Source organism: Pseudomonas sp. NIBRBAC000502773 (assembly GCF_006517195.1).
GTDB classification, from domain to species: Bacteria; Pseudomonadota; Gammaproteobacteria; order Pseudomonadales; family Pseudomonadaceae; genus Aquipseudomonas; species Aquipseudomonas marginalis.
The window spans coordinates 2,870,061-2,895,536 of sequence record NZ_CP041189.1 but is presented as its reverse complement, the minus strand read 5'-3'; the positions used below and the strand labels follow the sequence as shown (position 1 = coordinate 2,895,536).

At 62.8% G+C, this 25,476-nt stretch carries 25 protein-coding genes; 8 read left to right on the top strand and 17 right to left on the bottom strand.

All coding sequences use genetic code 11. The annotated features are described in order from the left end of the window. Positions 1-53: 53 nt before the first annotated feature. The 9 genes from NIBR502773_RS13460 to NIBR502773_RS13420 all read right to left on the bottom strand — a co-directional run bounded on the left by NIBR502773_RS13460 (position 54) and on the right by NIBR502773_RS13420 (position 6,689). Positions 54-377 carry a DUF3392 domain-containing protein gene (locus NIBR502773_RS13460; protein ID WP_010207241.1) on the bottom strand — a complete coding sequence of 108 codons (324 nt, stop codon included), beginning with the start codon at positions 375-377 and terminating at the stop codon, positions 54-56. Positions 378-395: 18 nt separating this feature from the next. Beyond that, the gene (gene hemW, locus NIBR502773_RS13455) at positions 396-1,535 is read right to left on the bottom strand and encodes a radical SAM family heme chaperone HemW (RefSeq protein ID WP_218938957.1); all 1,140 of its coding nucleotides are present in this window, start codon (positions 1,533-1,535) and stop codon (positions 396-398) included. A gap of 59 nt (positions 1,536-1,594) precedes the next feature. Continuing rightward, on the bottom strand, positions 1,595-2,191 hold the full coding sequence (gene rdgB, locus NIBR502773_RS13450; protein WP_027606096.1) for an RdgB/HAM1 family non-canonical purine NTP pyrophosphatase: 597 nt from the start codon (positions 2,189-2,191) through the stop codon (positions 1,595-1,597). Next, positions 2,188-2,622, bottom strand: a complete 435-nt coding sequence (locus NIBR502773_RS13445) for a DUF4426 domain-containing protein (protein ID WP_141156226.1) — start codon at positions 2,620-2,622, stop codon at positions 2,188-2,190. Before NIBR502773_RS13445 ends, rdgB begins: the two co-directional genes overlap by 4 nt. 21 nt (positions 2,623-2,643) lie before the next feature. Further along, on the bottom strand, positions 2,644-3,264 hold the full coding sequence (gene metW / locus NIBR502773_RS13440; protein ID WP_017735309.1) for a methionine biosynthesis protein MetW: 621 nt from the start codon (positions 3,262-3,264) through the stop codon (positions 2,644-2,646). Positions 3,265-3,271: 7 nt separating this feature from the next. After that, the gene (locus tag NIBR502773_RS13435) at positions 3,272-4,411 is read right to left on the bottom strand and encodes a homoserine O-acetyltransferase (protein WP_115485575.1); all 1,140 of its coding nucleotides are present in this window, start codon (positions 4,409-4,411) and stop codon (positions 3,272-3,274) included. 126 nt (positions 4,412-4,537) lie between these two features. Beyond that, positions 4,538-5,125, bottom strand: coding sequence for a YggT family protein (locus NIBR502773_RS13430; protein WP_065938117.1), 588 nt, complete (start codon positions 5,123-5,125; stop codon positions 4,538-4,540). 25 nt (positions 5,126-5,150) lie between these two features. Beyond that, positions 5,151-5,969 (bottom strand): pyrroline-5-carboxylate reductase, encoded by an 819-nt coding sequence (gene proC / locus NIBR502773_RS13425; RefSeq protein WP_027606092.1) that lies wholly within the window; start codon positions 5,967-5,969, stop codon positions 5,151-5,153. A gap of 33 nt (positions 5,970-6,002) precedes the next feature. Continuing rightward, positions 6,003-6,689, bottom strand: coding sequence for a YggS family pyridoxal phosphate-dependent enzyme (locus NIBR502773_RS13420; RefSeq protein WP_141156225.1), 687 nt, complete (start codon positions 6,687-6,689; stop codon positions 6,003-6,005). Positions 6,690-6,746: 57 nt separating this feature from the next. On the opposite strand from NIBR502773_RS13420, the gene NIBR502773_RS13415 reads away from it, so the two are divergent. Continuing rightward, positions 6,747-7,781 carry a type IV pilus twitching motility protein PilT gene (locus tag NIBR502773_RS13415; RefSeq protein WP_065938119.1) on the top strand — a complete coding sequence of 345 codons (1,035 nt, stop codon included), beginning with the start codon at positions 6,747-6,749 and terminating at the stop codon, positions 7,779-7,781. A 139-nt stretch (positions 7,782-7,920) separates the two neighbouring features. Here the strand turns inward: NIBR502773_RS13415 and NIBR502773_RS13410 are convergent, their stop codons facing one another. Continuing rightward, positions 7,921-8,556 carry a C40 family peptidase gene (locus NIBR502773_RS13410; RefSeq protein WP_065938120.1) on the bottom strand — a complete coding sequence of 212 codons (636 nt, stop codon included), beginning with the start codon at positions 8,554-8,556 and terminating at the stop codon, positions 7,921-7,923. Positions 8,557-8,806: 250 nt separating this feature from the next. On the opposite strand from NIBR502773_RS13410, the gene NIBR502773_RS13405 reads away from it, so the two are divergent. Next, on the top strand, positions 8,807-9,235 hold the full coding sequence (locus NIBR502773_RS13405) for a TM2 domain-containing protein (protein WP_027606088.1): 429 nt from the start codon (positions 8,807-8,809) through the stop codon (positions 9,233-9,235). 53 nt (positions 9,236-9,288) lie between these two features. On the opposite strand, the gene NIBR502773_RS13400 is transcribed toward NIBR502773_RS13405, so the two are convergent. The 7 genes from NIBR502773_RS13400 to gshB all read right to left on the bottom strand — a co-directional run bounded on the left by NIBR502773_RS13400 (position 9,289) and on the right by gshB (position 15,207). Continuing rightward, positions 9,289-10,560, bottom strand: a complete 1,272-nt coding sequence (locus NIBR502773_RS13400) for a dihydroorotase (RefSeq protein WP_141156224.1) — start codon at positions 10,558-10,560, stop codon at positions 9,289-9,291. Continuing rightward, entirely contained in the window at positions 10,557-11,561 is a 1,005-nt protein-coding gene (locus tag NIBR502773_RS13395; RefSeq protein WP_027606086.1) for an aspartate carbamoyltransferase catalytic subunit, read from the bottom strand. Before NIBR502773_RS13395 ends, NIBR502773_RS13400 begins: the two co-directional genes overlap by 4 nt. Positions 11,562-11,585: 24 nt before the next feature. After that, on the bottom strand, positions 11,586-12,092 hold the full coding sequence (gene pyrR, locus NIBR502773_RS13390) for a bifunctional pyr operon transcriptional regulator/uracil phosphoribosyltransferase PyrR (protein ID WP_141156223.1): 507 nt from the start codon (positions 12,090-12,092) through the stop codon (positions 11,586-11,588). An 83-nt stretch (positions 12,093-12,175) separates the two neighbouring features. Next, complete coding sequence (gene ruvX, locus NIBR502773_RS13385) at positions 12,176-12,613, bottom strand: Holliday junction resolvase RuvX (protein WP_005792259.1); 438 nt, start codon at positions 12,611-12,613, stop codon at positions 12,176-12,178. Further along, positions 12,613-13,182, bottom strand: a complete 570-nt coding sequence (locus NIBR502773_RS13380) for a YqgE/AlgH family protein (protein ID WP_027606084.1) — start codon at positions 13,180-13,182, stop codon at positions 12,613-12,615. The genes ruvX and NIBR502773_RS13380 overlap by 1 nt, the downstream gene beginning before the upstream one ends. An 88-nt stretch (positions 13,183-13,270) precedes the next feature. Next, positions 13,271-14,176 (bottom strand): energy transducer TonB, encoded by a 906-nt coding sequence (locus NIBR502773_RS13375; protein ID WP_027606083.1) that lies wholly within the window; start codon positions 14,174-14,176, stop codon positions 13,271-13,273. Between the two features lie 77 nt (positions 14,177-14,253). Beyond that, a complete protein-coding gene (gene gshB, locus NIBR502773_RS13370; RefSeq protein WP_141156222.1) occupies positions 14,254-15,207 on the bottom strand; it encodes a glutathione synthase in 954 nt (317 codons plus the stop codon). 240 nt (positions 15,208-15,447) lie between these two features. On the opposite strand from gshB, the gene pilG reads away from it, so the two are divergent. From pilG to NIBR502773_RS13340, 6 genes are all read left to right on the top strand, one after another. Beyond that, entirely contained in the window at positions 15,448-15,855 is a 408-nt protein-coding gene (gene pilG, locus NIBR502773_RS13365; RefSeq protein ID WP_027606081.1) for a twitching motility response regulator PilG, read from the top strand. A 46-nt stretch (positions 15,856-15,901) separates the two neighbouring features. Beyond that, positions 15,902-16,267, top strand: a complete 366-nt coding sequence (pilH, locus tag NIBR502773_RS13360) for a twitching motility response regulator PilH (protein ID WP_014720320.1) — start codon at positions 15,902-15,904, stop codon at positions 16,265-16,267. Between the two features lie 12 nt (positions 16,268-16,279). Next, the gene (locus NIBR502773_RS13355) at positions 16,280-16,804 is read left to right on the top strand and encodes a chemotaxis protein CheW (RefSeq protein WP_141156221.1); all 525 of its coding nucleotides are present in this window, start codon (positions 16,280-16,282) and stop codon (positions 16,802-16,804) included. Continuing rightward, positions 16,801-18,852 carry a methyl-accepting chemotaxis protein gene (locus NIBR502773_RS13350; RefSeq protein ID WP_027606079.1) on the top strand — a complete coding sequence of 684 codons (2,052 nt, stop codon included), beginning with the start codon at positions 16,801-16,803 and terminating at the stop codon, positions 18,850-18,852. Before NIBR502773_RS13355 ends, NIBR502773_RS13350 begins: the two co-directional genes overlap by 4 nt. 97 nt (positions 18,853-18,949) lie before the next feature. Continuing rightward, positions 18,950-24,772 carry an Hpt domain-containing protein gene (locus NIBR502773_RS13345; RefSeq protein WP_141156220.1) on the top strand — a complete coding sequence of 1,941 codons (5,823 nt, stop codon included), beginning with the start codon at positions 18,950-18,952 and terminating at the stop codon, positions 24,770-24,772. Further along, entirely contained in the window at positions 24,765-25,220 is a 456-nt protein-coding gene (locus tag NIBR502773_RS13340) for a chemotaxis protein CheW (protein WP_115485585.1), read from the top strand. Before NIBR502773_RS13345 ends, NIBR502773_RS13340 begins: the two co-directional genes overlap by 8 nt. The last annotated feature ends 256 nt before the right edge of the window (positions 25,221-25,476 follow it).

The window sequence follows — 25,476 nt, the reverse complement described above, 5'->3', positions numbered from 1 at the left end:
AATGTGGGAGGGGGCAAGCCCCATCCCACAGTTGTTTTGTGTTGGATTTGAGGTCAGCGGCGATCGGCGACGACGCCAATCAGCACCAGCACCACCACCAACACCGGCGCCAGGCTGTAGTTATTGAACTGGCTCAACCCCCGCACAATCCACGGCGTCGCATAGATCAGCGCCGCACCGCTGCCGATCATGCACAGCAGGGCCATCAACGGTACGCGCAACGCGCCGGCAACGCTGCCCAGGCGTGCTTCGACCCAGCCCTTGATGTCGGCGCCAAACAGCACCAGCAAACAGCCCACAAGGGCCAGGGAGATTTCCGACAGGTTGCTGCGGCTCCAGCGGGATACGGTGGCGAGCAGGTCGAGTACCAGATCCATTCGATTTCCTTAGAGCGATCAGCTCAAAAACTTCTGCAACAGGTCATTGAGAAAGAGTTGCCCGCGATCGGTGGCCGCCAGGCGTGACGGTTCGACCTGCATTAAGCCACTTTGTTCTGCCTCGCGCCGCGCCTCGTCGAGGCTCGCCAGGTCGAGGCCGGTGCGCTCGGCATAGAGCGTGGCGTCGACGCCCTCGGTGAGGCGCAGGGCGTTCATCAGGAACTCGAACGGCAACTCTTCGTTGGTCAGCTCCTTCGCCCCGGCCTGGAAGCTTTTGGCCGGGTTGAGGTAGTCCTTCGGCGCGCGGGTCTTCCAGGTGCGCACAATGCGTCCGTCCGGATGGCTGAGCTTGCCGTGGGCCCCGGCGCCGATGCCGATAAAGTCGCCGAAGCTCCAGTAGTTGAGGTTATGTCGCGCCGGGCGCCCTGGCTGGGCGTAGGCCGACACTTCGTATTGTGCGTAACCGTGCTCGGCCAGCAGCGCCTGGCCGGCTTCCTGGATGTCCCACAGGGTGTCGTCTTCCGGCAGCGCGGGCGGCTGGTTCCAGAACACGGTGTTGGGTTCCAGGGTCAACTGGTACCAGGACAGGTGTGTGGGTTTGAGCGCGATGGCCTGGCGCAGGTCACTCAACGCATCGTCCAGGGACTGATCGGGCAAGCCGTGCATCAGGTCCAGGTTGAAGTTGTCGAACCCGGCCTGGCGCGCCATCCCGGCGGCGCGTACGGCTTCGTCGCCGTTGTGGATGCGGCCCAGGGCCTCAAGCTTTTCCTGCTGGAAGCTCTGGATGCCGATGGACAGCCGGTTGATCCCCAGCGCGCGGTAGGCGATGAACTTCTCTTGCTCGAACGTGCCGGGGTTGGCTTCCAGGGTGATCTCGATGTCACCGGCAAACGGGATGCGTGCTTCCACGCCTTTGAGCAATTGGCCCAGCGCCGCAGCGCTGAACAGGCTTGGCGTGCCGCCGCCGAAGAAGATCGAACTCAGTTCGCGCCCATACACCGCGTGCAGGTCCTGATCGAGGTCGGCCAGCAAGGCGTCCACATACTCTTCTTCCGGCAGCACCTTGCTGGCGGTGTGGGAGTTGAAGTCGCAGTAAGGGCATTTGCGCACGCACCACGGGATGTGGATATACAGCGCCAGGGGCGGCAGCACCGGCATGGCCGCCCGTGGTGTTTGCGCGCCACCGTGGATCAGCGGCTGCGCGGAGGTGTTCCGGGTCATTTCAAGCCCAGGCGCTGGCGCAGCAAATCCATTGCGCGGGCGCGGTGGCTGATCTGGTTCTTGTCGGCCGGGCTCAATTCGGCACTGGAGACATTGCGCTCCGGCACCCAGAACAGCGGGTCATAGCCAAAACCGTGCTCACCGCTGGCAGCGTGCAGGATGCGCCCGTGCCACAGGCCTTCGCAGAGGATCGGCAGCGGGTCATCGGCATGCCGCACCAAAGCCAGCACACAGACGAACTGCGCGCCGCGCATCGCGTCCGGCACGTCCTTGAGCGCGTCCAGCAGCTTGGCGTTGTTGGCCGCGTCGCCCTTGCCGTCGGCATAACGCGCCGAATAGATACCCGGCGCGCCGCCGAGGAAGTCCACCGCCAGGCCAGAGTCGTCCGCCAGCGCCGGGAGGCCCGAGATACGTGCGGCATTGCGCGCCTTGAGGATGGCGTTCTCGACGAACGACAGGCCGGTCTCTTCGGGTTCGACCTGGCTGAACTCGCCAATCGAGCGCAGTTGCACGGACTCGCCGAGCATGGCCTGGAGTTCTTTGAGCTTGCCGGCGTTATGGCTGGCCAATACGAGTTGAGTAAGGTTCATCATTCCGCCGGAAACAGTTCCTGGTTGAATTGGAAGCTATGGGCTTTGCCGCCGGTTTCAACATTGATGGTAAACGTCTTGTATTCACGCTGTGTCACGGAGTACGGCGCGAGGTAATTGATCCCGCCTTTCTCGTCGATTTGCTTGAACGTCAGGATCTCGCTCTTGCCGCCCAGGTCCTTGATGGTGCCTGTCACCTGCGCTGCCACCGGGGTTACGCCCTTGATCACGGTCACATTGATCAAGCCCTTCTTCTTGCTGCGCACCACGCCGACTTTCTGGGCGGTTTCCGGCTGCAGGAAGCTGGAGGTGAAGGTGTTGTAATGAACGGTGATATCACCGAAGTCTTTCTTGCGATTAGCGTCGATAGTGTCCGCCGCCATGGCGCTGGCGCCCAGGCATGCAGTCAGTAGAAAAATAGCCAAGCGACTCATGATCGTCCCTCTTGAAAATGATTAGACGGCAATCTTGTGATCCGTCAGGCCAGGGCTGCTGACCCGATAGATACCAATTTCGCCCAACAGATTGGGCCATAGCTTGCTTGCCCAGCCGTGACGATGCTGTTGATCGACGGCCAGGCGGTTGATCACCTTGGCTTCACGCTCGCCACACAGGGCTTCGAAGTCTTCGAAGGTGCAGAAGTGGATGTTCGGCGTGTTGTACCAGGTGTACGGCAGGAAATCCGAGACCGGCATGCGGCCCTTGGTCGCCAGGTACCAGCGGCAGCGCCAGTGCCCGAAGTTGGGGAAGGTGATGATGCACTGCCGGCCCACGCGCAGCATTTCGTCGAGGATACGGTCCGGGTAGTGCACCGCTTGCAGGGCCTGGGTCATCACCACGATATCGAAGCTGTTGCTGGCGAAGTTGCCCAGGCCCTTGTCCAGGTCCTGCTCGATCACGTTGATGCCCTTGGCCACGCACTGGGCGATGTTGTCCGGGTCGTTTTCCAGGCCGTAGCCGGTGACTTGCTTGTTGTCGCGCAGCCAGCTCAGCAGTTCGCCATCGCCGCAGCCCAGGTCGAGCACGCGGCTGCCGGCGGGGATCCAGTCTTGGATGATGTCCAGGTCGGCTCTCATGGCGTTCTCACAAAGTAATGCGGTTCATGTAGTTGCTGAAAGCCTGGAGGTAGCGCGGGATCGGAATCAGGAAGGCGTCATGGCCTTGCGGTGCATCGATCTCCAGGTAGCAGACGTCTTTCTTGGCCGCCATCAGCGCATCCACCAGCTCTCGGGAGCGGGCCGGCGAGAAGCGCCAGTCGGTGGTGAACGACATGACGCAGAACTTGGCCGTGGCGCCCTCGAAGGTTTTCGCCAGGTCATCGTCGTGGTTGGCTGCCGGGTCGAAGTAGTCCAGGGCCTTGGTCATCAGCAGGTAGGTGTTGGCGTCGAAACGCCCGGAGAACTCCTCGCCCTGATAACGCAGGTAGCTTTCCACCTGGAACTCGACGCTGTGGAAGTCATAGTTGAGCTTCTCGCTCTTGAGGCCACGGCCGAATTTCTCGCCCATGGAGTCATCGGACAGGTAGGTGATGTGCCCGACCATTCGCGCCAGCATCAAGCCGCGCTTGGGGATCACACCGGCTTCCTGGAACGAACCGCCGTGGAACTCGGGGTCGGTGAGGATGGCCTGGCGTGCTACTTCGTTGAAGGCGATGTTCTGTGCCGACAATTTGGGCGCCGAGGCGATGGCCAGGCAATGGCGCACGCGATCCGGATACGTGATGGTCCATTGCAGGGCCTGCATGCCGCCCAGGCTGCCGCCGATCACCGCGGCCCATTGCCGGATGCCCAACAGGTCGGCGAGGCGAGCCTGGCTGTGCACCCAGTCTTCCACGGTGAGCACCGGGAAGTCGGCGCCGAACGGCTTGCCGGTTTCCGGGTTGAGGCTGCTAGGGCCGGTGGAGCCATTGCAGCCGCCGAGGTTGTTCAGGCTGACGACAAAGAACTTATTGGTGTCGATGGGCTTGCCGGGGCCGATGCAACTGTCCCACCAGCCAGGCTTGCGCTCGTCAACGCTGTGGAAACCAGCGGCGTGATGATGGCCGGAGAGGGCGTGGCAGATCAGCACGGCGTTGCTCGCCGTGGCGTTCAGTTGGCCGTAGGTTTCATAGATCAGGTCGTAGGCGGGCAACGAACGGCCGCAGGCCAAGGCCAGCGGTTCGCTGAAGTGCGCCACTTGGGGCACGACCAGTCCAACAGAATCGGGGGGGAAGGCAGCTGGCATCGACCCTGCTCTCGTTTAAATGAGGCGTAAGTCTAAAGACCGATGCACCCAGCGGCAAGCAAAGGCCAAATGTGGGAGGGGGCCGGTCGAATCGTCGCACCGCCCCTCCTGCATTTGCTTCGCCTGTCAGATCAGCCCGAACAGTAACTTGGGCATGTTCGCGAAGTCAGCCAGGTACGGGATGCCCCAGCCTTGTATCAGCTGGATCGCGATAAACGCGAAGATCGGCGAAATATCCAGGCCGCCGAGGTTGGGCACCCAGCGACGGAACGGCGCGAGCACCGGCTCGGTGATCTGAGACACCAGCTCGGCACCTGGGCTGCGGCTACCCGGTGCGACCCAGGACAGGATCACGCTGATGATCATCGACCAGAAGATGATCTTCAAAAACAACGAGAAGATCCCGATCAGTGCCCATGGCAACAGCAGCACGGTGTAAGGCAGGTAGCCCTTGAGCATCAGGACCAGCGCGAACAGCAGGATCTGCAGCAGCAATGCCAGCACCAGCGACGACATGTCCAGGCCGAACATGCTCGGGACCACTCGACGCAGGGGCTTGAGCAGCGGTTGGGTGGCCTTCACCACGAATTGGCACAGCGGGTTGTAGAAGTTCGCCCGCACCAGTTGCAGGATAAAACGCATCAGCACGATCAGCAGGTACAGGCTGCCCAAGGTCTGGATGATGAAGATGACGGCGTCATTGAGTCCAAGCATCATTTATTCCTTCGTAGGGGTACGACTATTTGCCCAGCTGCTCGGCCATTTCAGCCGAACGATGTGCTGCGGCACCCAGTGCTTTTTCCACCAGGGCTTCAAAGCCCCCGGCCTGGAACGATTCGATGGCAGCCTGCGTGGTGCCGCCGGGGGAGGTGACGCGGCGGCGCAACTCGGCAGCGTCCACTTCACTGGAGACAGCCATTTTCGCGGCGCCCAGGGCGGTTTGCTCGGCCAGTTGCTCGGCGACTTGCTGTGGCAGGCCCAGTTTCACGCCGGCGGCGGTCATGGCCTCGATCAGTAGGAAGAAGTAAGCCGGGCCGCTGCCCGACACGGCGGTGACCGCGTCCAGTTGCTGCTCCTGTTCCAGCCACAGGGCGATGCCCACGGCGGACAGCAGTTCCTGGGCCTGGTCACGTTGCTCGGCGGTCACCTCGTGGGTGGCGTACAAACCGCTCACGCCCTGGCGCAGCAGCGCCGGGGTGTTGGGCATGCAACGTACGATCGGCTGGGCACCGAGCCAGTTGTTCATGCTGGCGCAGGTGATGCCGGCAGCGATCGACACCACCAGTTGGTGCGGCTGCAGGCTTGGGCGCAGGCTTTCGCACACGGCCTTCATGGCCTGTGGCTTGACCGCCAGCACGATCACATCGACACCTTGGATGGCTTCGGCGTTATCGGCGAAGGTTTCGATACCGTGCTCGGCGCTGACGCGGGCACGGGTCTCGGCGCCCGGGTCGCTGGCGCGGATCTGTGCCGCTTCCAGGCCCTTGGCCCGCAGGCCGCCGATCAGGCTGGCCGCCATGTTGCCGGCGCCGATAAAGGCAATACGCGTGTTGCTCATGACAGGTCCTTACTTAGATGGATGTCAGCCATTTCATGGCTGGCCGTAGTCGCGGGCGCCAAACAGGGCGGTACCGATCCGCACCCAGGTGGCGCCTTGGGCGATGGCCGACTCAAGGTCGTGACTCATGCCCATGGAAAGTGTGTCGAGCGGCAGGTTCAGGCTGTTTTGCAGGTCGCGCACGCTGGCGAACGCGGCGTCTTGTTCGGCCCGATCTTCCGTCGGCTCGGGAATCGCCATCAGACCCCGCAGCTTCAAGCGCGGCAGGGCGCTGATGGCGTTGGCCAGGGCCGGCAGGTCGGCGGGGGTGCAGCCGGATTTGCTGGCTTCGCCACTGACATTGACCTGGATGCAGATATTCAGCGGTGGCAGGTCGGCCGGGCGTTGCTCGGACAGGCGTTGTGCAATTTTGAGGCGGTCCACGGAATGCACCCAGGCGAAGTGCTCGGCGATGGCGCGAGTCTTGTTCGATTGAATGGGGCCGATGAAGTGCCAACTCAAGGGCAGGTCGGTTAATTCGGCCTGCTTGCCCAGGGCTTCCTGCAGGTAGTTTTCGCCAAAATCACGCACCCCGGCGGCATAGGCTTCACGCACGGCTTGGGCGGGTTTGGTCTTGCTCACGGCCAGCAGGTGGATGCTGTTTGCGTCACGTTGCACGGCGTCGGCTGCGGCGCGGATGCGCTGGCTAACCTGGCCGATGTTGTCTGCTATCGTCGACATTCAAGATGCGCCCGTGGATATGGAGTCCGCGGCATTCTACTGGAAATGGAAAGCCCTATGGATATCACTGAATTACTGGAGGCGGGCGTGCGTCGCGGCGCTTCCGACCTGCATTTGTCGGCCGGTGTGGCACCCATGCTGCGCATTGATGGCGAAGTCTGGCCGTTGGATTGGCCAGTGCTTTCACCCCCGCAAGTGGCAGATTTATTGAGCCCGTTGCTCAACCGCTACCAACAAAAGGATTTCGAAACATCTCTTGAAACGGATTTTGCCTTCGAGTTGCCGGGCGTGGCGCGGTTCCGGGCGAACGTATTCCAGCAGGATCGCGGCATGGGCGCGGTGTTTCGCACCATCCCGGCCGAGGTCCAGAGCCTGGAAAACCTCGGTCTGGGGGAGGTGTTCCGGCGTATTGCCCAGTTGCCGCGTGGCCTGGTGTTGGTGACGGGCCCCACGGGCTCCGGCAAGTCCACTACCCTGGCGGCGATGATCGATTACCTCAATCAGCATCGGCGCCAGCACATCCTCACGCTGGAAGACCCCATCGAGTTTATCCACACGCCGAAAACCGCCCTGATCAACCAGCGCCAGGTGCATCGCGACACCCACAGTTTCTCGCTGGCCTTGCGTTCGGCGCTGCGCGAAGACCCCGACGTGATCCTGGTGGGCGAACTGCGCGACCTGGAAACCATCCGCCTGGCCCTGACGGCGGCTGAGACCGGGCATCTGGTATTTGGCACCCTGCACACCACCTCGGCGGCGAAGACCGTGGACAGGCTGGTGGACGTGTTCCCGGCGGGGGAAAAGGCCATGGTCCGCTCGATGCTGTCGGAGTCGTTGCAGGCGGTGGTGTCCCAGGTGCTGGTCAAGAAGGTTGGCGGCGGGCGGGTGGCGGCCCATGAGATCATGCTGGGCACGCCGGCCATTCGAAATTTGATCCGCGAGGACAAAGTGGCGCAGATGGTCTCGGCGATTCAGACCGGCGGTGCGCTGGGTATGAAAACGTTGGATATGAGCTTGAAGGCGTTGGTCACGGAAGGCGTGATCAGCCGGGAAGAGGCGCGGGAGAAGGCGAGGGTGCCTGGGGATATCTGAGGGGTTGTGGACGACACAAATCGAATGTGGGAGGGGGCTTGCTCCCGATAGCGGTGGATCAGTCAGCTTATCTGTACCTGGCCCACTGCTATCGGGAGCAAGCCCCCTCCCACATGTACTACTGCATTCCAGCTTCAGATCAGCGTTGTACTACCCGCAAGGTGTTCTGCTCTTTCGGCAGAACCCGCTTGGCAATCACGTAGTTCTTGTCCCAGAACGGCTTTTTCAGCGTGTCGATGCTGACCGACTTGCCACGACGCGGTGCGTGGATGAAGCGGTCGTTGCCCAGGTAGATGGCTACGTGGTTCACCTGGCGGCTCTTCAGTTTGAAGAACAACAGGTCACCCGGTTTCAGGTCCTTGCGCTCAACCTTCTGCCCGTGACCGGCGGCCATGGCGTTGGAGGTGCGCGGCAGATCCACGGCCGCTACGTCGTTAAACGCATATTTCACCAGGCCGCTGCAGTCGAACCCTTTACTTGGGCTGCTGCCGCCCCAACGATAAGGAGTGCCGAGCACGTTTACGGCGCGGCTCAGGACGGTGCTGCTTTGCTTGGTGTTGACTGCCATCAGGCCTGGAACTGCTTTACCGTGGGCCTTGCTCAGTTGAGTCGGGCGGCTGACGGTCGGCTTTGCCGATTTGGCAGTGCTGGGCGCGCTGTGGACTTTAGGGGTGAAACCGTTGACGTTCGGAAGTCGTTGCTCACGATTGGTGGCGTGGGCGGCCAGTGGCATTAATAGGCAAATGGTTAGCCATGTCTTTAAAAATGGTCGCATTAGGCGTGGCTCTTATGGGTTTGCGCGCAACTTTATAACAGCTTTTTGTGTCGTTCTCAGGCCGTTTGTCGACTGAACCTTGGGGTCAAACTGAGGAAAAACGCGACGATTCGCCGCGATTGTCCTACACAAGTCAGGTGGCATAAGGCTTTCAGGGGAGGGAAGATACCATTTGCCGTACGTCGGGCGCCTGTAAAAAAGTCACAAAGAAACTGAAAAAATTTATCTATCGAAGCAAAAGAGGTACGCCATGAACACCTATCAACAGGTTGGTCCGCAGCAAGACACCCACAGCAAGGTGATCGGTTACCTGCTCTGGATTTTCGGGTTTACCGGTGCCCATCGTTTCTATTACGGCAAACCGGTCACTGGAACGATCTGGTTTTTCACCCTCGGCTTGCTGGGGATCGGCTGGCTGATCGACCTGTTCCTGATTCCGGCCATGGACCGTGAAGCGGACCTGCGTTTTACCGCTGGGCCTATTGAATACAACGTGGCGTGGATTCTGTTGGCGTTTCTGGGGGTGTTCGGCGTGCACCGCATGTACCAGGGCAAATGGATCACTGGCCTGATCTACCTGCTGACCGGCGGGTTGTTCCTGGTGGGGGTGCTGTATGACTTCTGGACGTTGAATACCCAGGTTTCGATCCGCAATGCCGAGCGCAACGGCGGCCGGTAGATCATAAATAACCTGTAGGAGCGAGCTTGCTCGCTCCTACAGGTTTTAATGGCTCAAGCCTGATAGCTGATGCGCCCATCCACCAAGGTGTAGCGCACGCTCGCCGGCAGGCTATGGCCGATGAACGGGCAGTTCTCACCCTTGGACAGCCAGTGCTCGCCCGCAACCGTGGAGCCGGCCGGGTCAAACAGCACCAGATCCGCCGCCGACCCCACCGCCAGCTTGCCCGCCGGCAGGCGCAAGGCCTCGGCCGGGCCTGCACTCAGGCGCGCCAGCAGTGTCGGCAGGTCCAGCAAACCGTCTTCCACCAATGTCATCGCCAGCGGCAGCAACAGCTCCACGCTGCTGATGCCCGGCTCTGTCGCGCCGAACGGCGCCAGCTTGGCATCGCGCTCATGGGGCTGGTGGTGGCTGGAAATCGCCGAGATCACACCGGATTTGACTGCCGCACGCAAACCGTCACGATCGGCCAATGTGCGCAGCGGCGGTTGCACGTGGTAAAGGCTGGAGAAGTCGATCAGCGCCTCATCCGTCAGCAGCAACTGATACAACGCCACGTCTGCCGTCACCGGCAGGCCACGGGCCTGGGCCTGGGCGATCAGGGCCACGCCCCGGGCGCTGGTCAGTTGGCTGAAGTGCGCACGCACGCCGCTTTGTTCCACCAGCAGCAGGTCACGGGCCAGGGCTACGGTTTCAGCGGTTTCCGGAATGCCCGGCAAGCCGAGGAAGCTGGCGACCGCACCTTCATGGGCCAGGCCGCCTTCAGCCAGGTCGCGGTCCTGGGAGTGGAAGATCACCGTCAAGTCGAAGGTGGCCGCGTATTCCAGAGCGCGGCAAAGGGTACGGGTGCTGCGGAAACTCTCCAGGCCGTTGCCGAACGCCACGCAACCGGCATCGCGCAGGGCGATCAGTTCGGCAAGTTGTTCGCCCTCCAGGCCTTTGCTCAGGGCGCCGATGGGGAACACTTTGCAATTGCCGGCCTCACGGGCGCGGTCGAGGATCAGCTCGGTCACGGCCGACGTGTCGAGCACCGGTTTGGTGTGCGGTGGGCAGCACAGGCTGGTGACGCCACCGGCTGCGGCCGCGCGGGTCTCACTGGTGATATTGCCTTTGCGGCTGAAGCCCGGCTCGCGCAGGGCGACGTTCAGGTCCACCAGGCCGGGCGCGGCCACCAGGCCTTTGGCGTCGATGGTCTCGCTGGGGCTGAAAGCACCGGGCGCGGCACCGATGGCGATGATCCGGCCGGCCTCCAGGTGCAGATCGGTAACCTGATCCAGGCCGCTGGCCGGATCGATGACTCGGGCGCCGAGAATGCTGAGCTTCACTGGGCCTTCTCCTGCTCGAATTGACGTTGCGCGGTTTGTCCGCTCATGGCCATGGACAACACCGCCATGCGCACGGCGATGCCATACGTGACCTGGTTGAGAATCACCGACTGGCTGCCGTCGGCCACCGCCGACTCAATCTCCACGCCTCGGTTGATCGGCCCCGGGTGCATCACGATGGCGTCCGGCTTGGCGCCGGCCAGGCGTGCGGTGGTCAGGCCGAACAGGCGGTAGAACTCGCCTTCGCTCGGCAGCAGGCCACCCGACATGCGTTCGCGTTGCAGGCGCAGCATGATCACCACGTCCACATCCTTGAGGCCTTCGGTCATGTCGGTGTAGACCTTCACGCCGTATTGCTCGATGCCGATGGGCAAGAGGGTTTTCGGTGCGATCACGCGGATGTCCGGGCAACCCAGGGTTTTCAGGGCCAGCATGTTCGAGCGTGCCACCCGCGAGTGCAGGATGTCGCCGACGATGGCCACCGAGAGGTTTTCAAAGCTGCCCTTGTGCCGACGTATGGTGAGCATGTCGAGCATGCCCTGGGTCGGGTGGGCGTGACGGCCGTCGCCGCCGTTGATGATCGCCACCTGCGGGCACACGTGCTCGGCAATGAAGTGGGCGGCACCGGAGTCGCCGTGGCGCACCACGAACATGTCGGCGGCCATCGCTTCCAGGTTGCGCAGGGTGTCGAGCAGGGTCTCGCCCTTGCTCGCCGACGAGGTGGACACGTTCAGCGTGATCACGTCGGCCGACAGCCGTTGGGCCGCCAGTTCAAAGGTGGTGCGTGTACGGGTGGAGTTCTCGAAGAACACGTTGCAGATGGTCTTGCCGCGCAGCAACGGGACTTTCTTCACCGCCCGGCCGCCAACCTCGAGGAACGAGTCGGCGGTGTCGAGGATTTCGGTGAGCAGTTCGCGGGGCAAACCGTCGAGGGACAAGAAGTGTTGCAACTGGCCCTGAGCATTGAGCTGCAGCGGGCGCTTGGCATCTAGAGGCGTCATCGCGGGGACTCTTTACAAGGCGGTTTAAAGGGCAAGGTCTTGCAGTTCGAGTTCGAGCGGCGTGGGACCGGACAATTTTACTCGCTGGCTGGCCTCAAGGGACAGCGTGGCGCCAACCACGTCCGGGCTGATGGGCAGTTCGCCTGCGTCCAGGTCCAGCAGGCAGACCAGGGTGATGCTGGCCGGGCGCCCGTAATCGAACAATTCATTCATGGCGGCGCGGATGGTACGGCCGCTCATCAGCACGTCGTCGATCAGCACCAGGTGCTGGCCTTCAATCTCGAACGGCAGGGCGGACGGGCGCACTTGCGGGTGCAGGCCGTTCTGGCTGAAGTCGTCGCGGTAGAAGGACACGTCCAGGGTACCCAAGGGTGAGTCGCTGCCCAGTTCGTCCAGCAACGCTTGGGCGACCCACACACCACCGGTGCGAATGCCAATAAAGCGCGGTTCGCTGATGCCACGGTGTTCCAGGTGCGTCTTGAGGCTAACCGCCATCTGGCGGATCAGTTCGGCGGGTTTTGGCAGACTCATGGTGGCTCCTTCAAGGCCTTGCGCGGCGGGGGCGACGACAAGGTCCGGGCTCAAACGTAAGAAGACGCGGCAAGCCGCGTCAGTCAGGATTCAAATAAAGCAGTGTTTTCGTCCAGCCAGCCCTGTAACAGCAAGGCGGCGGCGATGGCGTCCACCGGGTTGTCGCGGTAGCTGCCTTTCTGGCCGCCACGGTCACGGCGCTCGCCCTTGGCTTCAAAGGTGGTCAGGCGTTCATCGTGGGTATAGAAGGGCAGGTTGTAGCGGCCGTTAAGACGGCGGGCGAACTTTTCGGCGCGCAGGCACATGTCGCTGGGGGTGCCGTCCATGTTCAGGGGCAGGCCGACCACTACGGCATCGGGCTTCCACTCTTTGATCAGGGCTTCGACCTGGTTCCAGTCCGGTATGCCGTTCTGGGCCTTGAGGGTGCACAGCTCGCGGGCCTGGCCGGTGATGACCTGGCCGACCGCTACGCCGATCTGCTTGGTGCCGTAGTCAAAGCCGAGGATCAGACGCAAGGCCATCAGGCGTGCCCCGCCTGGCTGGTCAGCAGGCTGAGGTTGACCCGCAGCTTGGCCGCGGCGGCTTCCAGGCGCAGTTCGCTTGCGGTGTTGAACAGGATGTCGGCATCGAACGGGCAGGTCAGCCAGGCATTGCTGGCCAGTTCGGCTTCCAGCTGCCCGGCTTCCCAGCCGGCGTAACCCAGGGTGATCACACTTTGCTCAGGGCCCACGCCGTCGGCGATGGCGAACAACACGTCCTGGGAGGTGGACAGCGAGACTCCGTCCAGGTCCACCGTGGCCTGGAACTTCGGCCCGGTGGGGTGCAGCACAAAGCCGCGATCGGTCTGCACCGGCCCGCCGATGTAGATCGGCACGCCCTGGCAACGGGCCGGTGGGTCGACCTCCGGGCGCAGTTGTTCAAGGATGTCGGCCAGGTTCAGCGCCTGTGGGCGGTTCACCACCAGCCCCATGGCACCATTGGCCGTGTGCTCGACGATGTAGGTCAAGGTCTGCGCAAAGTTCGGGTCGGCCATATGGGGCATGGCGATCAGGAATTGGTGCTTGAGGTAGGTCGGGCTGACATTTTTCATGTCCGCTAGTGTGGCGTTGGAGGGGCGAACTGACAAGCTGGACGTGACCCGAATACAGTGCTGTCGGCTTTTCTGTAGGACGGCGCGTTCAGTTGCTGGAAAGGCGATCACCCTTGGCAAACTTCCAGGTGCGGATGATTTCCAGGCGGTCCACATCGTTCAAGTCCCCGGTAAACGGGGCAAAGGGCGCGGCCAGGCGCACGATGCGTTGGGCGGCCTGGTCCAGCAGCGGCTGACCGGACGATTCCAGCACCTGCACTTCATATAAGGTGCCGTCGCGGTTGATCGACACCAAAAGACGCAAATTGCCGTAGATCTGCTGGCGCCGAGCCTCTTCCGGGTAGTTGAGGTTACCGATGCGCTCGACCTTCTTACGCCACTCGTCCTTATACCAGGCACCCTTGTCGCGCATGGTCGAAGCGGCGTTCAAGCGGTAAATGCGTGGTCGCTTGGCGTAAAGCTGTTGTTCATGGGCCAGTTCGGCCTCCAGGCTGGAAATTTCGTCGGACAGTGTCGAACTGTCGAACGTCGGCGCCGGCTTCACGGGCTCGGGTTGCGGCTCGGTCTTGGTTTTCTCGCGCTGGACTGGGGCTTTTTGCGGCTTGGGTGCGACGGTGGTCACCGTGGGCTTGGGCGTGGCCTGTTTGACTTCAGGCTTGGGCGCCGGCGGCGGTGTGACCTTATTGACCTTGTTGTCCTGGAAGGGCGCCACTTCGGTGGTCTTGGGGATCGCCTTCTTGTCCAGGGTGCCACTGCCCTGCTGGTTGTCCTGGGCGAGAAAGTCCGCCTTCTCGGGCTTCTTTTCACTCTTGAACGTGGCGAGGGTGATTTCCAGGGTCTTGGTGATCTGCTTGGGCTCGACCATGGTGAAACCCACGCCGAGGATCAAGGCCAGGTGAATCAATGCCGCGAGAAACAGGGTAAATCCGAGCCGATCAGCCGGGCGCACGCCGCTGTGGGAGAGTTCGGAGGGCAGATCGGACGGGAGTGTCATGACAAAAAAACCAACATCGCGCGTTTCACAGGTCGGGCATGATAGCGCAATGTTGGTGTGTGTCCGGCTGTTCTATATCACTTGGCGTGCAGCTTGCGTTCGATGGCGGCCATCAACATTTCGCCGATGTTCGTGCCAAATGCGTTGTCGATCTCGCGAATGCAGGTCGGGCTGGTGACGTTGATTTCGGTGAGGTTTTCACCAATCACGTCAAGGCCGACAAACAGCAAACCCTTTTCCCGCAGGGTCGGGCCAACCTGGCTGGCGATCCAGCGGTCCTTGTCGGACAACGGCCGCGCTTCGCCACGACCACCGGCTGCCAGGTTGCCACGGGTCTCGCCCGCCGCCGGAATACGCGCCAGGCAGTAATCCACCGGCTCGCCGTCGATCATCAGGATGCGTTTGTCGCCGTCCTTGATGGCCGGCAGGTAGGCCTGGCCCATGATCTGCTGGGTGCCCAGGGCGGTCAGGGTTTCGAGGATCACCGACAGGTTCGGGTCGCCGGCGCGGTGACGGAAGATCGAGGTGCCACCCATGCCGTCCAGCGGCTTGAGGATCACATCACCGTGTTTGGCGGCAAATTCACGCAGCACGTCGGCGCGACGGCTGACCACGGTGGGCGGTGTGCACTGCGGGAACAACGTGGCGAACAGCTTTTCATTGCAGTCGCGCAGGCTTTGCGGCTTGTTGACGATCAGCACGCCGGCACGCTCGGCCTGCTCCAGCAGGTAGGTGGAGTAGACGAACTCCATGTCGAACGGCGGGTCCTTGCGCATCAGGATCACGTCGAGGTCGCTCAGGGGGCTGTCGATTTCGTCCTGCAGTTCGAACCACTTCTCGGGGTTGGCAAACACCTGCAGCGGGCGCATGCGTGCACGGGCCTCGCCGTCGCCCTGGTAAAGGTCGCGCTGCTCCATATAGAACAGGCTCCAGCCGCGGGCCTGGGCGGCCAGGAGCATGGCCAGCGAGCTGTCCTTTTTATAGGAAATGCTGGCGATAGGGTCCATGACAATGCCGACGCGAACGCTCATGGGGGATTTCCTCTAGCAAAATTAGGGCGCATAAAAGTGGCGTCAGAGTGGCGCTGCGGCTGTTGTGGGTCAAGGAAAAACCACCGGGCGGGTGCCTCGATAGATTGCTCCCCGAGACTGTGCTAAAAAGACTGCCACGGCGCAGCAGCCCTTGAATTCCAAGGCCTGCGGCGCTCATCCTGTGCAACATCAGGCAGTACACACCGAAAACCGATTCGCTGTGGCGATGGTAGAGCAGATATGGAACAGCATTCCAACGCCTTGAGAGTGATGGTGATCGACGACTCGAAGACGATCCGCCGCACCGCCGAGACGCTGTTGAAGAACGTGGGCTGCGATGTCATCACGGCCATCGACGGTTTCGATGCCCTGGCCCGGATTGTGGATCATCACCCGCACATTATCTTTGTCGACATCATGATGCCGCGCCTGGATGGCTATCAGACCTGCGCCCTGGTGAAGAACAACCCGGTGTTCAAGTCGATCCCGGTGATCATGCTGTCCTCCAAGGACGGCCTGTTCGACAAGGCCAAGGGGCGCATCGTGGGTGTCGATCAGTTTTTGACCAAGCCTTTCAGCAAGGAAGAGCTGCTGAGTGCGATCAAGGCCTATGTGCCCGGGTTCGCCGCAGTGGAACAAGCACACTGACGCCGCCTCACAAGGGCCGGTGCCGACCAATGTAGTGGGGAAAACCATGGCACGTGTTCTGATCGTCGACGATTCGCCGACCGAAATGTACAAACTGACCGGCATGCTGGAAAAGCACGGCCACCAGGTCCTCAAGGCCGAGAACGGCGCCGACGGCGTGGCCCTGGCCCGCCAGGAAAAGCCCGACGCCGTGCTGATGGACATCGTGATGCCGGGCCTCAATGGCTTCCAGGCCACCCGACAGCTGTCCAAGGAGCCGGAAACCAACGGCATCCCGATCATCATCATCACCACCAAGGATCAGGAGACCGACAAGATCTGGGGCGCACGCCAGGGTGCCAAGGATTATCTGACCAAGCCTGTGGACGAGGAAACCCTGATCGCCACCCTGAACAAGGTGCTGGCCGGCTGACGGCACGCCATCATGACCGAGTCGCAAACCGCCTTCGAGTTGCTGCTGGACATCGACCGCCGCTGCCGCCTGCTGGCCGCCGACCTGCCATCCCAGGAAACCCGCCTGCAACGCTGGAGCGGGATTGGCTTTCGCCTGGGGCAGCATTGGTATGTCGCGCCCATGGGCGAAGTCGCCGAAGTCCTGCATGAGCCGCGCTGCACTTTAATGCCCGGGGTCAAGGCCTGGGTCAAGGGTGTTGCTAACCTGCGCGGGCGTTTGCTGCCGGTGATGGACCTCGGCGGCTTCCTTGGCCTTGAGCTGTCCAAGGCGCGCAAGCAACGGCGGGTGCTGGTGGTGGAATACAACGATCTGTTTGTCGGGCTGCTGGTAGATGAGGTGGTGGGGATGCAGCATTTTGCACAAGACGCCTTGCTGGCGAACACCAGCCCCAGCGCGCCGTTTATCCAGGGTCACTTCGATGGTGAGCCGCTGTGGCAGGTCTTCAGCCCCTTCGCCCTGGCCCAGGCCCCTGGCTTCATGGATGTCGCCGCATGACCACCGCTACTACGCCCAAACCCCAGGCCGGCTCACGTAGCCGTTCACAGATCATCGTGCTGTTTATCGCGCTGATCGTGTTCATCATGCTGCTGTTCGCCAACTTTGCTTACCTCAACACCCAGTCCACCTACGACAAGCAGTACATCGGCCACGCCGGTGAACTGCGCGTGCTGTCCCAACGCATTGCCAAGAATGCTACCGAGGCCGCCGCCGGCAAGGCCGCCGCATTCAAGCTGTTGGGCGATGCGCGCAACGACTTTGCCCGACGCTGGGGCTACCTGAAAAAAGGCGACCCGGAAACCGGCCTGCCCGCTGCGCCCAGTGCGGTCCGTGCCGAAATGCGCGCGGTGCAGACCGACTGGGAGGCACTGCTGAAAAACACCGACGCGATCCTCGCCAGCGAACAGACCGTGTTGTCACTGCACCAAGTGGCCGCGACCCTCGCCGAAACCGTACCGCAATTGCAGATGGAATCGGAAAAGGTCGTCGACATCCTGCTGCAACGCGGCGCGCCGGCCAGCCAGGTGGCCTTGGCCCAGCGCCAGTCGCTGCTGGCCGAGCGTATCTTGGGCGCGGTCAACACGGTGCTGGCCGGTGACGAAACCGCCGTCCAGGCCGCCGACACCTTTGGCCGCGACGCCAATCGCTTCGGGCAGGTGCTCAATGGCATGCTCAACGGCAACCCCGGGCTGCGCATCACCCAGGTCGAAGACCGCGATGCCCGCGCGCGGCTGGCGGAAATCGCCGAGTTGTTCGAGTTTGTCTCCGGCTCCGTGGATGAAATTCTCGAAACCTCGCCACAGCTGTTCCAGGTCCGCGCCTCGGCGAGCAATATTTTCAACCTGTCGCAAACCCTGCTCGATGAAGCCTCGCACCTGGCCACCGGTTTTGAAAACCTCGCCAGCGGACGCAGCTTCGACACCATCGGCGGCTATGTGCTGGGCCTGTTGGCGCTGGCCTCGATCATCCTGATCGGCCTGGTGATGGTGCGCGAAACCAACCGCCAACTGCACGAGACCGCCGAGAAGAACGAGCGCAACCAGAACGCGATCATGCGCCTGCTCGATGAAATCGAAGACCTGGCCGACGGCGACCTCACCGTGACCGCCTCGGTGACTGAAGACTTCACCGGCACCATCGCCGACTCCATCAACTATTCCGTGGACCAACTGCGCGACCTGGTGGCCACCATCAACCTCACCGCCGGGCAGGTGGCGGGTGCCGTGCAAGAGACCCAGGCCACCGCCATGCACCTGGCCCAGGCCTCCGAGCATCAGGCCCAGCAGATCGCCGAAGCTTCCACCGCGATCAACCAGATGGCCCAGTCCATCGACCAGGTGTCGGCCAACGCGGCCGAATCCTCGGCGGTGGCGGAACGTTCGGTAGAAATCGCCAACAAAGGCAACGAGGTGGTGCACAACACCATCCACGGCATGGACAATATTCGCGAACAGATCCAGGACACCGCTAAGCGCATCAAGCGCCTGGGCGAGTCGTCCCAGGAGATTGGCGACATCGTCAGCCTGATCGACGACATTGCCGACCAGACCAACATCCTCGCCCTCAACGCCGCGATCCAGGCGAGCATGGCCGGGGATGCCGGGCGCGGCTTTGCGGTGGTGGCCGATGAAGTGCAACGGCTGGCCGAGCGTTCGTCGGCGGCCACCCGGCAGATTGAAACCCTGGTGCGCGCGATCCAGGCCGACACCAACGAAGCCGTCATTTCCATGGAGCAGACCACCACCGAAGTGGTGCGCGGTGCACGGCTGGCCCAGGACGCCGGGGTGGCGCTGGAAGAGATCGAAGGCGTATCGAAAACCCTGGCCGCGCTGATCCAGAGCATCTCCAACGCGGCGCAGCAACAGACCTCATCGGCGGGGCAGATCTCCCTGACCATGAACGTGATCCAACAGATCACCACGCAGACGTCATCGGGCTCCACCGCTACCGCCGAAAGCATCGGCAACTTGGCGAAGATGGCCAGCCAGTTGCGCAGGTCGGTGTCGGGTTTCACCCTGCCAGCGGCCAAACAGGTTGATGATTGAAATGCGATCCAAATGTGGGAGGGGCTTGCCCCCTCCCACACTAGATCTCTATTGGCTTTGAGATCCAGGCAACCCACGAATTCTAAGCGGAGCAGTTATGGTTGATCGGCACGACTACGTGGCCCTCGAATGGGTCAAGGGCGACATTGCCGAAACCCTGAAACAGGCCCGTTCGGCGCTGGATGCATTTGTCGAGACCCACGACGATGGCGTGATCAGCCAGTGCCTGGACGCTATCCACCAGGTGCATGGTGCGCTGCAAATGGTCGAGTTCTACGGCGCGGCGCTGCTGGCCGAAGAGATCGAGGAGCTGGCCCTGGCGCTCCAGGCCGGGCATGTCGGCCAGCGCGAGGAAAGTATCCGCCTGCTGCAACAGGCCCTGGGCCAACTGCCGTTGTACCTTGACCGGGTGCACAGCGCCCGCCGTGATTTACCGCTGGTGGTGCTGCCGCTGCTCAACGACCTGCGCAGCGCCCACGGCGAAAGCCTGCTGTCGGAAACCAGCTTGTTCAGCCCGCCCCTGCTGTCGATTGCGCCGCTTGCCGATGACATCCTGGCCCAACGCGCGCCGGCCGACCTTCAGGCGCAACTGCGCCAGTGGCATCAACTGTTGCAGCAAGCCCTCGCCGGGCTGCTGCGTGAAGACCACGGGCCGAGCAACCTGGAAGACATGGCGCGGGTGTTCGCGCGCCTCGAGGCGCTGTGCCAGGGCGCGCCGCTGTTGCCGCTGTGGCAAGTGGCGTCGGCGCTGGTCGAGGGCATGCTCACCGGCGTGGTCGCCAACAGCCCTGCGCTGCGCAGCCTGCTCAAGGCCAGCGACAAGCAGCTCAAGCGCCTGCTGGCGCAGGGCATCGGCGGGATCAACCAGCCCGCACCGGATGAACTGCTCAAGAGCCTGTTGTTTTACGTCGCCAAAGTCACCCGGCCGACCCCACGCATGCAGAGTCTGAAAGAGCGCTACAGCCTGGATGAGGCCTTGCCCGATAGCACGGTGGTGGACGCCGAACGCGCGCGCCTTGCCGGGCCGGATCGCAACGCCATGGGCTCGGTGCTCGGTGCGTTGTGTGAAGAGTTGGTGCGGGTCAAAGAGCGCCTCGACCTGTTCGTGCGCAGCGACCGCCAGCACACGAGCGACCTCGACGCGCTGCTGGCGCCCCTGCGACAGATTGCCGATACCCTCGCGGTGCTGGGGTTTGGCCAGCCGCGCAAAGTCATCATCGACCAGCTGGCGGTGGTATTGAGCCTGGCCCAGGGGCATCGCGAGCCCAACGATGCGGTGTTGATGGACGTCGCCGGCGCGCTGCTCTATGTGGAAGCCACGCTGGCGGGAATGGTCGGCACCGTCGAGCCGGAAGGCCATGAAGAGAGCCGCCTGCCCACCACCGACCTGACCCAGATCCACCAGTTGGTCATCCGCGAATCCTGCCAGTGCCTGCAGCAAGCCAAGGAGCTGGTGATCGACTGTATCGAAGCCGATTGGGACCGCCAGCGCCTGGAATCCCTGCCGGAACTGCTGAGCCAGGTGCGCGGCGCGCTGGCGATGATCCCCTTGCCCCGCGCGGCAAGCCTGATGCGCGGTTGCACCGATTACGTCGACGAACAGTTGATGGTCAGCGACAGCCCGCCGTCGGAGCTGCAACTGGGGCATTTCGCTGACGTGATCAGCAGCCTGGAGTATTACCTCGAACGCATGCTCCAGGACCCGGACGCCGCCGGTGAACGGGTGTTGGAAATGGCCACCCAAAGCCTGGCTGCGCTGGGCTACCTGCCCGCCGAAAAACCCTGGCGCCAGGCGCTGGCAGCACCCGATGGCGCGCTGTCGAGCGAGGTTGCGCCCAGCCAGTCGCAGTTCGACGCACTGGCCAACCCCACGTCGCGCCTCAATCCGCCAGCCTTGCAACGCCCCGGTAGCCTGCTGCCGCCGCCGGCCGATGAAGCGCCCATCGACGATGAACTGCGCGATGTCTTCCTCGAAGAAACCGAGGAAGTCCTTGAGGTGCTGCACCGCCACCTGCCCAACAGTGCGGACAAAACCGCCCAGGGCGAAATGCGCCGCGCCTTCCACACCCTGAAAGGCAGCGGCCGCATGGTGCGCGCCCTGGTGCTGGCAGAATTGGCCTGGGCCGTGGAAAACCTGCTGAACCGTGTGCTCGAGCGCAGCGTGGCCCTAGGCCCCGAGATCCAACAGGTGCTGGATGACGCCGTGGCCCTGCTGCCGGCATTGATCGCCGACTTCGCGACGGGCGAGCAACACCAGCGCGATGAGGTCGACGCCCTGGCCGCTCGCGCCCACGCCTGGGCCAACGGCGCCCCAGCGTCGGTCGGCGAACCCCACGATCCGATGTTGCTGGAGATCTTCCGCAACGAAGCCCAGAGCCATCTGGACAGCCTCAACCACTTCCTGCAACAGGCCGCCGAGCATGTGCCGCTGCAAGTCAGCGATGAACTGCAACGCGCCCTGCACACCCTCAAGGGCAGCGCCTACATGGCCGGCGTGTTGCCGATCGCCGAGCTGGTGCGCCCACTGGATCACCTGACCCGCGAATACAAGGCCCATCGCCTGCCGCTGGATCTGGACGAAGTCGAGTTGCTGCTGGAAGCCGAAGGCCTGTTCCAGCGTGGGTTGCGTCAACTGGACCGCGATCCCCTGGTGCCGATCAAGGGCGCGGATGACTTGATCCGCCGTACCCAGGCCCTGCTCGACCATCAACTGGCCGCGCTGCTCGACGCCCCCAACACGGGGTTGCGGATCAAGCGCGACCCGCAACTGATCGCCAACTTCCTGGCCCAGGGCATGGACATTCTGCTCGACGCCGAAAGCCTGCTGCGCCGCTGGCAGCAGCACCCCGGCGAACGCCAGGAACTCACCGCGCTGCTGGATGAATTGACTACGTTGGGGGAGGGCGCGCATGTTGCTGACCTGCACGCCATCGATGAACTCTGCGAAGCCTTGCTCGACCTCTACGGCGCCGTGGAAGAAAGCAGCCTGGCGGTCAGCGAGCGGTTTTTCCATGAGGCCGAACAGGCCCATGAAGCGCTGATCAACATGCTCGATCAATTGGCCGCCGGCCAGGAAATCATCCCGGCACCGGCACGTGTACACGCCCTGCGCGAACTGTTGGACGATGCACTGGACCCTTCTGCCACCGGCCTGATCAAAAGCGACGGCAGCCGCGCCCTGAGCATCTCCGAACTGGGCGCCGCCACCGCGCAACTGCAGGATGAAACGTGGATCGACGATGAACTCGTGGAGATCTTCCTCGAAGAAGCCGTGGATATCCTCGACAGTGCGGGGCAGTCCCTGAAACGCTGGCTGCTGGAGCCGGACAGTGCCGCGCCGTTGTCGTCCCTGCAGCGCGACCTGCACACCCTCAAGGGCGGCGCGCGCATGGCCGACATCGGACCGGTGGCCGACCTGGCCCATGAATTGGAGTGCGTGTACGAAGGCCTGGTGGATCGGCGCTACAGCTACTCCAGCGAGCTGTCGCAGGTGCTGATGGCCAGCCATGAGCGACTGGCCCTGCAACTGGAGGAACTGCAGCACCATCAACCCTTGAGCGACAGCGCCGAACTGGTCGCCCGGTTGCGCGCGCTACGCCAGGGCGGCATGCCGGCTGCACAGGCCGCTCCACCTGCGGAAACGCCGGGCACCGACCCCGAGTTGCTGGACATCTTCCTCGAAGAAGCCGCCGACATTCTCGACAGCTCCGGCAGCGCCTTGCTGCGCTGGCAGGCCGAGCCTAACAATCGCCAGGAAGTCGAAACCCTGCTGCGCGACCTGCACACCCTCAAGGGCGGCGCGCGCATGGTCGAGATCGGACCGATCGGCGACCTGGCCCATGAGCTGGAATTTCTCTACGAAGGGCTGTCCGCCGGTTTGCTCGCGCCGTCCGCCGAACTGTTCGCGTTGCTGCAGGGCTGCCACGACCGCCTGGCGCAGATGATCGACGCCGTGGCGGATGGGCTGCCGGTGGGTTCGGTGGACAAGCTCATCGAACGTATCAAGAGCCTGGTGCACCCCAGCGATGAGCCCGTGACGCCCGTGGCGCTGCCTGCAGGCAAGGCCGAAGCGGTGGTTGATCCCGGCGCCGACATGGTGAAGATTTCCGCTGAACTGCTGGACGACCTGGTCAACCTGGCCGGCGAGACCTCGATCTTCCGTGGTCGTATCGAGCAGCAAGTCAACGATGCGCGCATTGCCCTGCATGAGGTGGAAACCACTATCGAACGAATGCGCGACCAACTGCGCCGCCTCGACACCGAAACCCAGGGGCGCATCCTCAGTCGTCAACAGGCCGAGGCCGAGCGCCTGGGCTATGAAGAATTCGACCCGCTAGAAATGGACCGTCATTCGCAGTTGCAGCAGCTGTCCCGGGCACTGTCGGAGTCGGCGTCCGACCTGCTCGACCTCAAGGACACCCTCGACCGCCGCAACGAGGACGCCCATGACCTGTTGCAACAACAGGCGCGCATCAATACCGAGTTGCAGGAAGGCCTGATGCGCACGCGCATGGTGCCCTTCGAGCGCATGCTGCCGCGCCTCAAGCGCATCGTGCGCCAGGTCGCGGGCGAGTTGGGCAAGGACGTGGAATTCATCGTCGGCAATGCCGAGGGCGAGATGGACCGCAATGTGCTGGAGCGCATGGCGGCACCGCTGGAACACATGCTGCGTAACGCCGTCGACCATGGCCTGGAGTCCCGCGATGTTAGGCTGCTGGCCGGCAAGCCGGAGAAGGGCCGCATCACCCTGGACCTGACCCACGAAGGCGGCGATATCGTTTTCGACATGCGCGACGACGGCGCCGGCGTGCCTCTGGATGCGGTGCGGCGCAAGGCGATCAAGCGCGGTTTGCTCGCCCCTCATCAAGAGATGAGCGACCGTGATGTGTTGCAGTTCATCCTGCAGCCGGGGTTCTCCACGGCGGAAAAGATCACGCAGATTTCCGGGCGTGGCGTGGGCATGGACGTGGTACACGAAGAAGTGCGCCAGCTCGGCGGCTCGATGTTCATTGACTCGACACCGGGGGAGGGCGTGCACTTTCGCATCCGCCTACCGTTTACCGTGTCGGTCAACCGAGCGTTGATGGTGCACTGCGCGGACGATCAATACGCGATTCCGCTCAACACCATCGAAGGTCTGGTGCGGGTGCTGCCCCATGAGCTGGCGGGGCACTACCAGCAGGATCCGCCGTGTTATGAATATGCCGGCCAACGCTACGAGCTGTTTTACCTGGGTGACCTGCTGCACACCGTCGGTCGCCCGAAATTACTGGGCCAGTATCAACCCGTGCCGGTGTTGCTGGTGCAGTGCAACGAGCGCCGTGTGGCGGTGCATGTGGACGCCATGGCCGGCACCCGGGAGATTGTGGTCAAGGGCCTGGGCCCGCAGTTTTCCGGGGTGCAGGGGTTATCCGGCGCGACCATCCTGGGGGATGGGCGCGTGGTGTTGATCATCGACCTGCTCGCGCACATCCGCGCCCGGCAACCGGCCTTGCCGGCCCAGCCGGTGGATGCTCCGTTGATCCTCAACGACCCGCTGAAAAAGCGCCCGCTGCTGGTGCTGGTGGTGGACGACTCGGTCACCGTGCGCAAAGTCACCAGCCGCCTGTTGGAGCGCAACGGCATGAACGTACTCACCGCCAAAGACGGCATCGACGCCCTCGCCGTGCTCGAGGAACATACCCCCGACCTGATGCTGCTCGACATCGAAATGCCGCGCATGGACGGCTTCGAAGTCGCCATCCAGGTGCGCAACGACCCCCGGCTGATGCGCCTGCCGATCATCATGATCACCTCCCGCACCGGCCAGAAACACCGCGACCGCGCCATGGCCATCGGCGTCAACGACTACCTGGGCAAGCCGTACCAGGAATCGGTGCTGCTCGAAAGCATCGCCTACTGGAGCAAATCCCGTGCTTGACCACCGTACCAGCCAACTCACCGGCCTGCTCCTGCCCCTGGCCGACCGCCACCTGATACTGCCCAACGTCGCCATCGCCGAGTTGATCGACTTCCAGCGCGGCGAACCGGCCAGCGATGCACCGCCGTGGTATTTGCGGCAAGTGACGTGGCGCGATCGGCAAATCCCGTTGATCAGCTTTGAAGCAGCGTGCGGCGAGGCCAGCGTGACCGGCGAACGCTCGCGGATCGTGGTGTTGAATGCACTGGGCGGGCGACCGACGTTGAAGTTCATTGCGCTGGTGATCCAGGGGATTCCACGGTCGTACAAGCTCGATAGCGAATTGAGCTACGTGGACGTGCCACTGTGCCCGCTGGAACTGGCGGCGGTGCAGGTGGGGGAACATGTGGCGAAGGTGCCGGATTTGATGGGGCTTGAAGCCTTATTGGTCGAGTCCGGACTGGCCTGAATCTAAGTCATGTGAGGATCCCCTGTGGGAGGGGGCAAGCCCCCTCCCACATTAAAGTGCCGGTGTTTGACAGATTGCGGGTGGTCTTAGGATTTTTCCTGCAAGATTTTGGGCTGTGCATGAACTTGTCGCGTGCAGCCCGCGCGCCTAGTCTTCGTCCCGTCATCGCAAAAAACGGTGACACGGACGTGCAAGTCCGACGAAACTGTTTAGGCGTACAAACGCCCTGCCAACCAACGGGCGTTTTTTGTGCTCG

What these genes read in the sequence shown, in the direction of transcription:
- NIBR502773_RS13435 (WP_115485575.1), bottom strand. Translation starts at nt 4,411, where the DNA reads ATGCCAGCTGCCTTCCCCCCCGATTCTGTTGGACTGGTCGTGCCCCAA.
- NIBR502773_RS13415 (WP_065938119.1), top strand. Translation starts at nt 6,747, where the DNA reads ATGGATATCACTGAATTACTGGAGGCGGGCGTGCGTCGCGGCGCTTCC.
- ruvX (WP_005792259.1), bottom strand. Translation starts at nt 12,613, where the DNA reads ATGGCCTTGCGTCTGATCCTCGGCTTTGACTACGGCACCAAGCAGATC.
- NIBR502773_RS13350 (WP_027606079.1), top strand. Translation starts at nt 16,801, where the DNA reads ATGACCACCGCTACTACGCCCAAACCCCAGGCCGGCTCACGTAGCCGT.
- proC (WP_027606092.1), bottom strand. Translation starts at nt 5,969, where the DNA reads ATGAGCAACACGCGTATTGCCTTTATCGGCGCCGGCAACATGGCGGCC.
- NIBR502773_RS13405 (WP_027606088.1), top strand. Translation starts at nt 8,807, where the DNA reads ATGAACACCTATCAACAGGTTGGTCCGCAGCAAGACACCCACAGCAAG.
- NIBR502773_RS13380 (WP_027606084.1), bottom strand. Translation starts at nt 13,182, where the DNA reads ATGAAAAATGTCAGCCCGACCTACCTCAAGCACCAATTCCTGATCGCC.
- NIBR502773_RS13445 (WP_141156226.1), bottom strand. Translation starts at nt 2,622, where the DNA reads ATGAGTCGCTTGGCTATTTTTCTACTGACTGCATGCCTGGGCGCCAGC.
- NIBR502773_RS13395 (WP_027606086.1), bottom strand. Translation starts at nt 11,561, where the DNA reads ATGACGCCTCTAGATGCCAAGCGCCCGCTGCAGCTCAATGCTCAGGGC.
- NIBR502773_RS13375 (WP_027606083.1), bottom strand. Translation starts at nt 14,176, where the DNA reads ATGACACTCCCGTCCGATCTGCCCTCCGAACTCTCCCACAGCGGCGTG.
- pilH (WP_014720320.1), top strand. Translation starts at nt 15,902, where the DNA reads ATGGCACGTGTTCTGATCGTCGACGATTCGCCGACCGAAATGTACAAA.
- NIBR502773_RS13430 (WP_065938117.1), bottom strand. Translation starts at nt 5,125, where the DNA reads ATGCTTGGACTCAATGACGCCGTCATCTTCATCATCCAGACCTTGGGC.
- NIBR502773_RS13355 (WP_141156221.1), top strand. Translation starts at nt 16,280, where the DNA reads ATGACCGAGTCGCAAACCGCCTTCGAGTTGCTGCTGGACATCGACCGC.
- NIBR502773_RS13410 (WP_065938120.1), bottom strand. Translation starts at nt 8,556, where the DNA reads ATGCGACCATTTTTAAAGACATGGCTAACCATTTGCCTATTAATGCCA.
- NIBR502773_RS13345 (WP_141156220.1), top strand. Translation starts at nt 18,950, where the DNA reads ATGGTTGATCGGCACGACTACGTGGCCCTCGAATGGGTCAAGGGCGAC.
- gshB (WP_141156222.1), bottom strand. Translation starts at nt 15,207, where the DNA reads ATGAGCGTTCGCGTCGGCATTGTCATGGACCCTATCGCCAGCATTTCC.
- NIBR502773_RS13420 (WP_141156225.1), bottom strand. Translation starts at nt 6,689, where the DNA reads ATGTCGACGATAGCAGACAACATCGGCCAGGTTAGCCAGCGCATCCGC.
- rdgB (WP_027606096.1), bottom strand. Translation starts at nt 2,191, where the DNA reads ATGATGAACCTTACTCAACTCGTATTGGCCAGCCATAACGCCGGCAAG.
- metW (WP_017735309.1), bottom strand. Translation starts at nt 3,264, where the DNA reads ATGAGAGCCGACCTGGACATCATCCAAGACTGGATCCCCGCCGGCAGC.
- pilG (WP_027606081.1), top strand. Translation starts at nt 15,448, where the DNA reads ATGGAACAGCATTCCAACGCCTTGAGAGTGATGGTGATCGACGACTCG.
- pyrR (WP_141156223.1), bottom strand. Translation starts at nt 12,092, where the DNA reads ATGAGTCTGCCAAAACCCGCCGAACTGATCCGCCAGATGGCGGTTAGC.
- hemW (WP_218938957.1), bottom strand. Translation starts at nt 1,535, where the DNA reads ATGCCGGTGCTGCCGCCCCTGGCGCTGTATATCCACATCCCGTGGTGC.
- NIBR502773_RS13460 (WP_010207241.1), bottom strand. Translation starts at nt 377, where the DNA reads ATGGATCTGGTACTCGACCTGCTCGCCACCGTATCCCGCTGGAGCCGC.